The sequence below is a fragment of the Halomarina litorea genome, assembly GCF_024227715.1.
Taxonomy (GTDB): Archaea; Halobacteriota; Halobacteria; order Halobacteriales; family Haloarculaceae; genus Halomarina; species Halomarina litorea.
Map to the genome: position 1 here is coordinate 2,460,856 of NZ_CP100448.1, position 11,978 is coordinate 2,472,833.

Here is an 11,978-nt window from a genome sequence, read left to right on the forward strand (position 1 = left end):
TCAGACCAGCAGTTCGACCGGGTGGCGGACCGGTCGGGTCAGCAGGTCCGCTAGCTGGTCACAGCAGGAGGTACCGCTGGCAACGACGGCCCGGTCGCGGGTGTCGGGCGTGGTGAACTGTCCGCGCAGGCGTTCGCCCACGTCGACGCTGAGTTCGTAGTACTCCTCCTTGTAGCCGAAGCTCCCGGCCATCCCGCAGCACTCCGTCTCGGAGGTGACCACGTCGTACCCCAGTCCCTCGAGGACGGCGACGGTGTACGGTTCGAGGCCGAGTGTGCGCTGCTGGCAGTGGCTGTGGTACGCGAGTTCCTCGCCGCGAGCGTCGCGCAGTCGCGACCCGTCGGCCCCGTTGTCGAGGAGGCCGTAGACGTACTCCAGCACCTCGTAGCTGTTGTCGGCCAGCGCCTCGAACTCGTCGTCCGGCAGGAGCTTCTCGTACTCGCCGCGGAACATCGCGAGGTCGCTCGGTTCGACGACCACCACGTCCCGGCCCGCCTCGACGTGCGGTCCGAGCGTCTCCGTCACGCGCTCTGCGCTCCGCTTCGCGGTGGCGATCATCCCCTGCGAGAGCGGCGGGCGGCCGCTGTCGGGCACCTCGGGGACGACCACGTCGACGCCGAGGGCTTCGAGGGCGCGCACGGCCGCCTTCCCGCGTTCGACGTGGACGTGGTTGGTGTAGGTGTCGGCGTACACTACTGCCTCGCGCCGGGAGTCGTCCGCGTCGTCCCGACTCGGGGCGGGCGGTTCCTCGCGGGCGGCGAACCAGTCGACGAGCGTCTCGCGCTGGAACTCGGGGAGGTCCCGGCGGCGGTCCACGCCGAGGGTCCGCTCCATGAGCCAGCGCGCCGGGCGGGCGTCCGCGAGCAGGTTCGAGATGGGGGCCGTCGCGCTCCCGACCTTCGCTATCGTGTCGAAGTTGCCGAAGAAGCGCTTCTGGAGGCTCATCCCGCCGGGTTCCTCGTCGGGGGTCAATCCCTCGACCAGCCAGTCGAACTCCGCGTCCTCGCCGCGGTTGACCCGGTCGCGGACGACCGTGTTTATCCACGGGATGTCGATGCCGACCGGACAGGCTTCGGTGCAGCGCGAACAGCCGGTACAGAGGTCGTTGAACTCGGCGGCGGTGTCGAGACCCTCGATGCCGGCCTCCCACCCGGTGGCGATGCCCCCCGAGTACGTCTCGCCGCCGAAGGCGTGGCCGCCGACGCTCTGGAAGTTGGCACAGACGTTCGAACACGCGCCACACCGGATGCAGTACAGCGTCTCTTTCAACTGCTCGTCCTCGCGCATCGCCATCCGCCCGTTGTCGATGAGCACGAGGTGGAACTCCCGGTCCTCGGCGCTCTCGGGGTCGAGCGGGGAGTCGGGGTCGTCGAACGCCACGACGGGCGAGGGCGTCGGCGGCGTGAACAGCGAGACGTAGGAGGTGATGTCCTGTCCCGTCCCCGAGCGCCCGATGAGTTCGACGAACGGCTGGAGGTCCTCGACGGCCGGAATCACCTTCTCGACGCCCGCGACGGCGACGTGCGTGTCGGGGACGAGCGCGCTCTTCCGGGCGTTGCCCTCGCTCGTCACCAGCGCGATGGACCCCGAGTCGGCGGTGACGAAATTCGCGCCCGTCATCCCCACGTCCGCGTCGGTGATGAGGTCGCCCAGTCGCTCGCGGGCGAACATCGTCAGTTCCTCGGCCGTCTCCAGCGGTTCCTCGGGGTCGAACTGGTGGTTGAACAGGTCGGCGATGCCCTCGCGGGACTTGTGGATGGCGGGCGCGACGATGTGGGAGGGAGCCTCGTCGGCCACCTGCAGGACCCACTCCCCGAGGTCGGTTTCGACGACGTCCACGCCGCGTTCCTGCAGGTAGTCGTTGACCTCGATCTCCTCGCTGGTCATCGACTTGGACTTCACGAGGCGGTCGGCGGACTTCGACTCGCAGACCTCCGCGACGTACTCGTTTGCGTCCGCGGCGTCGTCGGCGATGTAGAGGTGCCCCCCGCGCGATTCGACGGCCTCGCGCAGTTCCTCGATGAGGTCCGGCAGGCGGTCGATGGCGTCCTCCTTGATGCCGCGGGCCTCCTCCTTCAGCGCCTCGTAGTCCTCCAGTTTCGCGACGGACTCGTAGCGCCCCTCGTTGAACCCCCGCGTCCCGCGGGAGACGGCCGGCCCCTCCGTCGCCAGCAGGTGGCGGATGTGGGCCGCCTTCGTGTCGCGGTCGGCGCTCATCGGTCCGCACCTCCCTCGTCCCCGTCCGTCCCCGCCTCGTCACCGCTCGTGAGGACGACGACGTGGACGTCCTTCGGGCCGTGCGCGCCGCGGACGAGGTCGCCCATGTCGGCGGTGGCGCTCGGTCCCGTCGCGACGATGGCGCTCTCGCCGTCCCGGAGGAGCGGCCCGAACCGCTCGAAGGCGGCGGGCATGTCGGGGAGGACGTCGCGTTCGTCGAGGACCGCGACGTGCGTGTCGGCGTAGAGGCTCACGGGTTCGACGTTCCCCTCGGCCCGGATGACGACGCTCCCGTAGTCGGCGATGGCGAACTCGACCGGCGTGACGCCGGTGGCCGCCTCGCGCAGGGCGGCGGGCGTCGGGTCGGTGTCCACCGAGTCGGGCAGTTCGACCCCCTCGAACGGCAGGGGGGCGCCGACGGCCGGCGAGTCGAGAACCGCGTCCAGCGCCGCGGGGAACCCCGCGGCGTCCGTCTCCGTCCACCCCACGTCCAGTCCGTCCAGCGAGGACTGGAACGCGGAGACCGGGCTGCTTGACATGAGATGGCATCCTCACCGGCGGGACAAGAGGGTTGCGAGTCCCGCAATCGAGACACGACGCGGGGACCGGATGGGCAAGCGGAACCCCGGGGCCGGGACGACCCGTTCGCCGAACCCTCCGACGTTCGGGGCGGCGAACGGGATGGAGCGCCGTCACCGTTCGGTTCGGAGAGACGGCTCTAAGAGAGAACCCGACTGTTCGAGGAGGAGAACGGTCACGACGCGGGGCGAGGACCGGACGACACGTAATGTGCCTCTGACAGACAGCGTTCGCGTGTCTCCACACCGACACATGAATATCACGCCAACGATAGTTGGCCTTTTATATGCGTTCCCGTGGGGGTCGGCTTGCCAACTCTGCTGGGCGCCCGGCGGGGCCGGTCACCCGAACAGTCGTTCGCGGAGGGTCCGGGTCCGCCGTTTCTCCGCCAGCAGCATCGAGCAGTCCACGTCGTCGACCACGTCCATGACGAGGGAACTGGAGACGAGGCGCTTGAGCAGGCCGCGTTCCGTCGCGCCGATGATGACCATGGTGGCGTCGCGCGAGGCCCGTTCGATTGCGGTCTCGACCTCCCCCGACTCGACGCGGAGTTCCACGTCCGTGAGGTCCTGGTCCTCGGCCCAGTCGGCGAGGAAGGCCCGCCCCGCCTCCTCGTCGTCGTCGACGTTGAGCAGGGTGACCTCGCTGCCGTACTCCTGCTGGAGGAGTTTGGCGACGGCGGCGCTGAGTTCGGAGTCCGGGCCGCCCGCCGTGGGCACGAGGATGCGTTCGGGGTCGAACCCGCGGTCCTTGAGCACGAGGAAGTCACACGGCGGGTCGCTGGTCACGTCGTCCATCGCGCTCTCGACGCGCCCCGGCGAGCCGTGGGTGTCCTCGCCCCAGCCCATCACGACGAGGTCGGCCTTGTGGTTCTTCGCCGTCTCGAACACCTCGTCGAAGCTCCGGTGGGAGATGATGGTGTGCGTCTCGACGGGGACGCCGAACGTCTCGGCGTCCTTCCGGGCGGATTCGAGCAGGTGTTCGGACTCCGCATCGAGTTTGTCCACGTGGTCCGCTCCGTACTGGAGCGCCGTCTGGTCGGGGACGGTGACGATGTGGACCGCCTCGACGGTCCCGCCGCGCTGTTTGGCGATGGCGCTCGCCAGCGTGATGAGGTCCGTCTCGTTGGCCGGATTCGCGAGGGGGACCATCACGCGGTACTCCCCGCCGTCCGGCTGGACGGTGGCGGCCGCCGACACCGCACGGTCGGGCATCTCGTCGGCCCGCGAGAGGATGTAGTCGCCCAGCACGCCGCCCTCGCTGGTCCGCGAGCGGGCGTACGCGAAGAACCAGACGACTCCGAAGGCAACGAACCCAACCGCGAGGGCGATTTCGATGGGGTTCATGAACGCGATGAGCCCGAACGACGTGAGCGCGCCGAGGACGGGAACGACCGGGTACAGCGGGACCCGGTACGCTGGCTGGTACTCGGGAGTATCCGCCTGACGCATGACGATGAGCGCGACGTTCAGCAGTCCGTAGACGATGAGGTGGAGGACGCTTCCCGCCTTCGCCAGGGTCTTCACGTCACCGAGAACGATGAACGCGACGATGATGACGCCCGTCACTGCGATAGATCGATAGGGGGTCGCGAACCGCGGGTGAACGTCGTTGAGTGCTGCACTGACTAACTTGTCCCGGCCCATCGCGAAGTTGATGCGCGAGGACGCGAGGATGGAGGCGTTCGCACTGGAGGCCGTCGCGAGCAGTCCGGCGAACGTCAACAGTCCGACACCGACGGCCGCGAGACCGAACGCACCGAAGGCGACTTCCGCGACGTCGAGTACTGGCGTCGTCGTGAATTCCGGTGCCAGTTGTTTCCAGTTGATGACGCCCATCAGGACGACCATGATGATCGCGTACATCGTCGTCACGATGACGACACTCCCGATGACTGCTAACGGGAGGTTCCGCCCAGGGTTTTTGAGTTCCTCGGCGACCGTCGTGATCTTCGCGAAGCCGAGGAACGAGACGAACACCAGCGCGGTCCCTGGAAGGATGGCGCTCGCACCTCCGGTCTCCGGCGGAAAGAACGGTCGAAGGGTCGAGAAGTTCGCCTGTAGGAGCCCGAGAATCGAGAATACTGAGAGGATCGCCACGAGGAGGACGACGATGATGGTCTGGAGACGGCCGGTCTCTTTGGCCCCGACGTAGTTGACACCGATGAACACGAGTCCGGCGACGAGGGCCCCGACCTGGAACGAGGAGAGACCAACGGTTCCTACCGAACCTAGCGAGAAGGTGAGGTCGGGAATCGGGAGGAAGGTGGCGAGGTACTCCCCGAAACCGAGCGTGTAGAAGGCGCTGGCGAACGCCAGCCCCATCCAGTTGCCCCACCCGGCGATGGAACCGAACAGCGGACCGAGCGCGTGGTTGACGTAGTAGTAGCTGCCGCCAGCTTTCGGCATCGCGGTACCGAGTTCGCTCGCCGACATCGCGGTGAACAGTGAGATGACTCCGCCAGCGACGAACGAAAGTGCGACGGCGGGTCCCGCGGCGGCGGCGGCTTGTCCCGGCAGGACGAAGATACCCGCACCGATCATCGTGCCGATGCCGATGGTCAGCGCCGCGAGGGGGCCGAGGTCCTTCGCGAGTTCCTGGTCGCTCATCGTCGTGACTCGAACCGAGTGGCTGCTACGGGACGACCGGACCGGGTGCGTCGTGGCTTACGCATCCGCACCTCCGGGCAGGGCTACGACCGGGCGGTCCGTCTCGGTGACCAGCGCGAGCGTCCGGTCGCCCGAGAGCAACTGGACCCACCGGCTCCCCCCGCGTGGGAGGAAGACCACGGCGCTGGCGTCCATCTCGCGGGCCGCGTCGAAGACGGCGCCGACGATGTCGTCGTCGTAGCGCATCTCGGTCGCCGCGTCCGGAAACGTCTCGCGGAAGGCATCGAACGACTCCGCGGCGATGCCCTCGCTCTGCTCGACGGGCGTCTTGTCCGGCGCGCCGCCCCCCTTCTCGACGACGTGGATGACGGTGACGCGGTCGGGGTCGTAGCGGGCGAGTGCCGCGGCCGTCGACCGCGCGTCCTCGACGTTCGCGACCGGAACGAGGACGTTCGCGAGCAGGCCGCTCATCGTAGCGGTACCCCTCCAGTGGCGTCGCTCGAGTGCATATGCACCGACCGATGAGCGGTACCCGCATAACGCTTCGTTCTCGGAACCGGATGATGAAAACGGATTTAGCCCCGTCGGTCCACCTGCGTGGTATGACGCGAGGGTCGCCGTGCGCGTAATCGTCGTCGGTGCTGGCGAGGTCGGGTCGAGCATCGCCGCCTCGCTGTGTCAGAGCCACGAGGTGGTGGTCGTCGACATCGACTCCGAACGGGTGGGGTCGCTCACGTACGACATCGACGTCCTCGCGGTGCAGGGCGACGGCGGCAACCTCGAGACGCTCCGCGAGGCGGGCATCGAGGAGGCCGACCTGCTCATCGCGAGTACGGACGACGACGAGACGAACATCGTCACCTGCGGGACGGCCAAAACCGTCAGCGACGCGTTCACCATCGCCCGCGTGAAGGACAAGCAGTACCTCGACACGTGGCGGGGCACCGAGGGGGCCTTGGGCATCGACTTCATGGTCTGTACGGTCCTGCTCGCCGCCCAGACCATCGTCCGCCTCATCGGCCTGCCCGCCGCACAGGACGTCGACGCCTTCGCCAACGGCGCGGTCAGGATGGCCCAGTTCGAGGTTCCCGCGGACAGCCCCGTCGCCAACCAGACCGTCGCCCAGGCCGACCGGTTCCCGTCGCTGACGTTCGCCGCCATCATCCGGAACGGCGAGATAATCATCCCGTCAGGTGACACCGTCATCAACTCGGGGGACGAACTCGTCGTCATCGGCAGTCCCGAGAGCGTCCGGGAGTTCGGCGCGGACATCTCGCCCGACGACGCCGGCCCGCGCGACATCGTCATCGTCGGCGGGAGCGAGGTGGGCTATCAGGTCGCCCGCCTGCTGGAGGCGAGGGACTTCCGCCCGCGACTCATCGAGCGCGACCCCGAGCGGGCGCGCGAACTCGCCGAAGCATTGCCGAAGACGACGGTGATGGAGTCCGACGCGACCGACCGGGCGTTCCTCGAACGCGAGAACGTTGGCGAGGCCGACACCGTGGTCGCCACGCTGGAGAGCGACGAGAAGAACCTGCTCGCCGGCCTGCTCACGAAACGGCTCGGCGCGGGGCGTGCCGTCGCGCTCACCGAGACGGGCGAATACGTCGAACTGTTCGAGGCGGTCGGACTGGACGTGGCCGTCAACCCCCGCGAGGTGGCCGCAGAGGAGATAACGCGATTCACCCGGGAACAGCGCGCCGAGAACGTCGCCATCATCGAGGGCGACCAGGCGGAGGTGCTCGAACTCACCGTCGACGCCGACAGCGCGCTCACGGGGCGGCCCATCCAGGAGACGGTGGCGGACCTCCCGGAGGGGACGGTCATCGGGGCCATCACCCGGGACGGCGAACTCATCACCCCGCGCGGGGAGACGGTCATCGAGGCCGGCGACCACGTCGTCCTGTTCGCCCGGACGGAGGACATCGACGACATCGCGGCGCGGGTGTAAGCGGCGATGCGGCTTCGAGTCGACTGGCGGACCAGCGCGAGCATCCTCGGGACCATCCTCCAGATTCTGGCACTCCCGCTTGCTCGGCGCGATGGGTGCGGCCGCCTCCACCTTCTTCAACATCGGCCCGGCCTTCGACTTCGCGGGCCCCTACGGGAGCTACGAGCCGTTTCCCGACTCGACGAAACTCGTGATGGTCGTGATGATGTGGATCGGGCGTATCGAGATATTCCCCGTCCTGAACCTCCTCACGGTGGCGTTCTGGCGCTCCTGCCCCGACCGCGAGACGGAGGATTCATGTCGTCGCCGTGGGTGCATCCGATGTGATTTCGAGGGACATCGATGAGTAGGGTCCGCGTCGACTGGCGGGCCAGCCTCAGTCTCGTCGGAACCGTCCTGCGCTACCTCTCGGTGGCGCTCGCCTTCCCGCTCGCCGTCGCGGTCTACTACGGCGACGACATCGAGGTGTTCGTCGCGACCATCGCACTCACCGTCGTCGTCGGTCTCGCCCTCGAATCGCTCGACGAGGACCCGGACCTCGGCCCCCGCGAGGGGTTTCTGATGGTCGCGCTGACGTGGTTGCTCGTCGCCGTCGTCGGCACCGTCCCCTACCTGCTGGCGGGGATCGGGAGCGAGTCGACGCTCGCCGACCCGATCTACGCGCTGTTCGAGTCGATGAGCGGCTTCACCACCACCGGCGCGACGGTGATGGGCGACATCTCGTTCGACACCCACTCGCGCGCGCTCCTGATGTGGCGACAGCTGACGCAGTGGCTCGGCGGCATGGGTATCGTCGTCCTCGCCGTCGCCATCCTCCCCGAACTCTCCGTGGGCGGTGCGCAACTGATGGACGCGGAGGCGCCCGGCCCCGGCATCGAGAAACTCACGCCGCGCATCGCGGAGACGGCCCGCGTCCTCTGGCTGGTGTATCTGGGCTTCACCGTCCTCCAGGTCCTCCTCCTCTACGGGCTCCACCTCGTCGGGATGGCCCCGAACATGACGTTCTACAACGCCGTCGCCCACGCCCTGACGACGATGCCCACCGGTGGGTTCTCCCCGGAGGCCGACAGCATCGCGGCGTTCTCGGCGGCCGTTCAGTGGGTCGTCATCCCGTTCATGGTCGTCGCTGGGACCAACTTCGCGCTGTTCTGGCAACTCGTCGACCGCAACCCGCGGCGACTCGTTCGAGACACGGAGTTCCGGGCGTACCTCGGCGTCATGGCCGTCATCACCGCCGTGTTGACCGGTCTGCTGTTCACCGGGAGCGCACCCGTCCTCGACCTCGGGGGGGCCACGCAGGGCGTCGCGGAGAACTCGCTGCGACAGGCGACCTTCCAGGTCGTCTCGGTGGTGACGACGACGGGGTACGCCACCAGCGACTTCGCCCAGTGGGGCGAGGGCGCGAAGTACCTCCTCCTGTTCGCCATGTTCATCGGCGGGTCCGGCGGGTCCACCGGTGGCGCGATCAAGATCATCCGCTGGGTGGTCATCGTGAAGGCCCTCCGCCGGGAACTGTTCACCACCGTCCACCCCGAGGCCGTCCGCCCGGTCCGCATCGCGGGCACCGTCATCGACGAACGGGCCATCCGAGGGATATACGCCTTCACGCTCCTCTACTTCGTCCTCTTCTTCGTCGGGACGATCATCGTCATCGTGGACGCGGGACGGGTGGGCTACCCCATCGACGTCCTCGAAGCGATGAGCGCCACCGCCTCGACGCTCGGCAACGTCGGGCCGGGGTTCGGGTCGCTCGGCCCGTTCGGGAGCTACCAAGGGTTCCCGGCCACCTCGAAGCTCCTGATGGTTTTTTTCATGTGGGTCGGTCGGCTGGAGATATTCCCTGTCCTCGTCCTGTTGACGGGCGCATACTGGCGGTCCTGAGACGGTCGGGACGCTCGAGCGTCGCCGGTTCGAACAGGGCGCCGAAGCGGTCACATCGACGGAGACACCGCGGACCTGCGAGTGTACGTCCTCGGGTCTAGACGGGTCCTTCTTCGTGAGTTCGTCCCCGACCGGACCCTTGGACGACCGAGACAAGCACCAGTCCTATCTGGTGTCCGGGAGCAGAGAGCGCATGGTTCGAAAGTCGACGTTCGTGATACTCGCCGGAGTCGTGTTCCTGTTCATCCCCATCCCGCCTGTGGCGACCATCATCGGTCTCGTCCTGTTGGCCCTCGGACTGGGCCTGCGGTTCTTTACGAGTAGCTGACGACCTAGCGTCCCACCCTCTCAGGGGTCGAACCCGTAGAGGACCGACCGGGCGAACACGAGGATGGGGATGATCTCGAGGCGGCCGACCCACATGTTCAGGACGAACATTCCCTCGGCGACGGGGTGCATCGTCGGACCGGTGATACCCGTCGAGAGGCCGACGTTCCCCTGTGCGCTCGCCACCTCGAACAGCGCGTCGGCGTAGCCGAACTCCGCGGGCACGACGTTCACGAGGAGGAGACTGGAGGCGACGAGCAAGAGCACCCACAGCAGGCTGACGATGGCCGCCTCGGAGAACTCCCGTTCCATCTCCTCGCGTCTGAGTGTCCGGTCGCCGATACGGGTGGTGACGATGGCGCTGGCCGGAAGGAACACGCGTGAGAACTGCCATCCGATACCGCGGGCGACGGTGTAGCCCCGGATGATCTTGATGCCGCCCACGGTGGACCCGGCGGCCCCGCCGAGTACCATCGCGCCCGAGAGCAGGAGCTTCCCGCCGTCGGCCCACTCGCCGATGGGTGAGGACTGGAACCCGGTACACGAGAGGGCGCTGACGAACTGGAAGACGGCGTCGCGCACGGCGTCGACCTGCCCGGTCGAGAGGCCGAGACTAGAGACTGCGACCACCTCGCCGAAGCCCGCCGGACCGACCGTGAAGCCGAGTTGAAGCGCCAGCAGCGTCGAGCCGACGGCAAACAGCACGAACAGCCAGCGCGTCTGGAGGTCGCTCACGAGCACACCGAAGTCGCGGTTCCGCAGGACGCCGTAGTGAATCGGGAAGGCGATGGCCCCGAGGGTCATGATGGGCAGGAGGAGCGTCTCGACGAGCGGTGAGTTGTACGTCCCGATGGACCCGTCGGTGACGGAGAATCCGCCCGTCGAGAGGGCAGTCATGGCGTGGTTGAGCGCCTGCCAGAACGCCTCCCCCGGCGCGAGCGACCCCGCGTATGCGCTCGGGCTGAACAGGAGCGCGAGGAAGAGGACGAAGACCGAGAGGACCGTGTACAGCAGGAATATCTTCCAGACGGTCCGTACCGTCGAGACGACGCTCGGGTGTATCTTCTCCTCTCTCGTCTCGCTGCGGTAGAGGGCGTAACTCCCCGACCCCGGACGGGCGAGGATGGAGACGGTCAGGACGATGACGCCGACGCCCCCGACCCACTGCATGAGCGAGCGCCACCACTGGACGGTCCGGGGAAGCGAGGGTTCGTGGACGGCCATCGTCAGGCCCGACCCGGTCCACCCGCTCATCGACTCGAAGAGGGCGTGCAGGGGCGACCGGAAGTACGCAAGGCTCGACAGCGTCGTCGACGACCCGACCCGTATCGGCTCCCACCCCTCGGTTCCGGTCGCGGGAACGTACGTCGCCATCACGTCGGGAGGGACGAAGTACGCACTCAGGAGAAACGGAAGTGCCCCGAAGACGGCGACGGAGAACCACCCACCTGCCGCGATGACCATCCCGTGTTTTATCCGTGGAGCGGGGGCGGCGTCGAACCGGCGGTGTACGAACGCACCGGCGGCCGCGGTGATTCCCCCGGCGGTGAGGAAGGCGAGGGCGACGTACCACTCGCCGAATGCGAGCGCGAGGGTCGCCGAGAGCGTTATCAGTCCCGACTCCATGAGGACGAGCGACCCGACGTCTCGGAGGACGATGGCGAGGTCGGTACGGAGACCGCCGATAGTCTGGCGCCGGGCCATCAGCGCACGTCGGGGTGGGTCCCCTCGTGGTCCTCGAAGTGACCGAACACGTCGGTGATCTCGGGGGTCACCCCGATGGCGGAGTAGACGGTGAGGATGTCGCCCACCTCGATGGTGGTATCACCGCGGGGAGTGATGGGTTCGCCGTTCCCGTCACGTTCGATGGCGACGACCAGCATGTCGTCGGTGAATTGTCCCTCCTCGGCGGCTCCCTGGAGGGTCTTCCCGACGACGGGGGCGTCCTCGCTGACCCGGATCTCGAACACCTCGGCCGACTCGCCGACGGGCATGTAGTCGACGATGCTCGGGCGTTTGACCGCGCGGTAGAGGTACTCGGCGATGAGCCGTTGGGGGTTCTCGATGGTGTTGACGCCGATGCGCTCGAACAACGCCATGTGCTCGGGGTCGTGGACCACCGAGACGATGTCCGGGACCGTCAGTTCCTGTGCCAGCAGGCAGACCATGATGTTCGTGGCGTCCCGGTCCGTCGTCGAGATGAGCGCGTCTGCCCGGTCCGCGCCGGCGTCCACGAGCGTCTCCTTTACCGTCGCGTCGGCGTTGATGACGAGACAGTCGAACGCCGTGGCCGCGTCGTCGGCCCGTGCCTCGTCGCGTTCGATGATGACCACCTCGTTGCCGCCCCGCGTGGCGATCTCCGTGAGGGGTCTGCCGATATCTCCCGCCCCGACGATGACGATGTACATCTGCGT

9 protein-coding genes and 1 pseudogene are annotated in these 11,978 nt (G+C 67.7%); 4 read left to right on the plus strand and 6 right to left on the minus strand.

Translation table 11 applies throughout. The features are described 5' to 3' along the window. The 4 genes from NKG96_RS13645 to NKG96_RS13660 all read right to left on the minus strand — a co-directional run bounded on the left by NKG96_RS13645 (nucleotide 1) and on the right by NKG96_RS13660 (nucleotide 5,876). Nucleotides 1–2,217 carry an LUD domain-containing protein gene (locus tag NKG96_RS13645; RefSeq protein ID WP_254535531.1) on the minus strand — a complete coding sequence of 739 codons (2,217 nt, stop codon included), beginning with the start codon at nucleotides 2,215–2,217 and terminating at the stop codon, nucleotides 1–3. Further along, a complete protein-coding gene (locus NKG96_RS13650; RefSeq protein ID WP_254535532.1) occupies nucleotides 2,214–2,756 on the minus strand; it encodes an LUD domain-containing protein in 543 nt (180 codons plus the stop codon). The genes NKG96_RS13645 and NKG96_RS13650 overlap by 4 nt, the downstream gene beginning before the upstream one ends. A 381-nt stretch (nucleotides 2,757–3,137) precedes the next feature. Beyond that, nucleotides 3,138–5,405 (minus strand): amino acid permease, encoded by a 2,268-nt coding sequence (locus tag NKG96_RS13655; protein ID WP_254535533.1) that lies wholly within the window; start codon nucleotides 5,403–5,405, stop codon nucleotides 3,138–3,140. Between the two features lie 57 nt (nucleotides 5,406–5,462). Continuing rightward, nucleotides 5,463–5,876, minus strand: a complete 414-nt coding sequence (locus NKG96_RS13660; protein WP_254535534.1) for a universal stress protein — start codon at nucleotides 5,874–5,876, stop codon at nucleotides 5,463–5,465. A 148-nt stretch (nucleotides 5,877–6,024) separates the two neighbouring features. On the opposite strand from NKG96_RS13660, the gene trkA reads away from it, so the two are divergent. The 4 genes and pseudogenes from trkA to NKG96_RS13680 all read left to right on the plus strand — a co-directional run bounded on the left by trkA (nucleotide 6,025) and on the right by NKG96_RS13680 (nucleotide 9,565). Further along, nucleotides 6,025–7,356 carry a Trk system potassium transporter TrkA gene (trkA, locus tag NKG96_RS13665; RefSeq protein WP_254535535.1) on the plus strand — a complete coding sequence of 444 codons (1,332 nt, stop codon included), beginning with the start codon at nucleotides 6,025–6,027 and terminating at the stop codon, nucleotides 7,354–7,356. An 88-nt stretch (nucleotides 7,357–7,444) separates the two neighbouring features. Continuing rightward, a pseudogene (locus NKG96_RS13670) lies at nucleotides 7,445–7,627 on the plus strand (TrkH family potassium uptake protein); the annotation flags it as partial. A gap of 71 nt (nucleotides 7,628–7,698) precedes the next feature. Continuing rightward, nucleotides 7,699–9,237, plus strand: a complete 1,539-nt coding sequence (locus NKG96_RS13675) for a TrkH family potassium uptake protein (RefSeq protein ID WP_254535536.1) — start codon at nucleotides 7,699–7,701, stop codon at nucleotides 9,235–9,237. Nucleotides 9,238–9,430: 193 nt separating this feature from the next. Beyond that, nucleotides 9,431–9,565, plus strand: a complete 135-nt coding sequence (locus NKG96_RS13680) for a transporter (protein ID WP_254535537.1) — start codon at nucleotides 9,431–9,433, stop codon at nucleotides 9,563–9,565. A gap of 20 nt (nucleotides 9,566–9,585) precedes the next feature. Here NKG96_RS13680 and NKG96_RS13685 read toward each other — a convergent pair whose 3' ends face one another. Together NKG96_RS13685 and NKG96_RS13690 are read right to left on the minus strand one after the other, a co-directional pair. Next, nucleotides 9,586–11,268: a TrkH family potassium uptake protein gene (locus NKG96_RS13685; protein ID WP_254535538.1), complete on the minus strand. Its 1,683-nt coding sequence runs from the start codon at nucleotides 11,266–11,268 to the stop codon at nucleotides 9,586–9,588. Then, nucleotides 11,268–11,972 (minus strand): potassium channel family protein, encoded by a 705-nt coding sequence (locus tag NKG96_RS13690; protein WP_254535539.1) that lies wholly within the window; start codon nucleotides 11,970–11,972, stop codon nucleotides 11,268–11,270. The genes NKG96_RS13685 and NKG96_RS13690 overlap by 1 nt, the downstream gene beginning before the upstream one ends. Nucleotides 11,973–11,978: the final 6 nt, after the last annotated feature.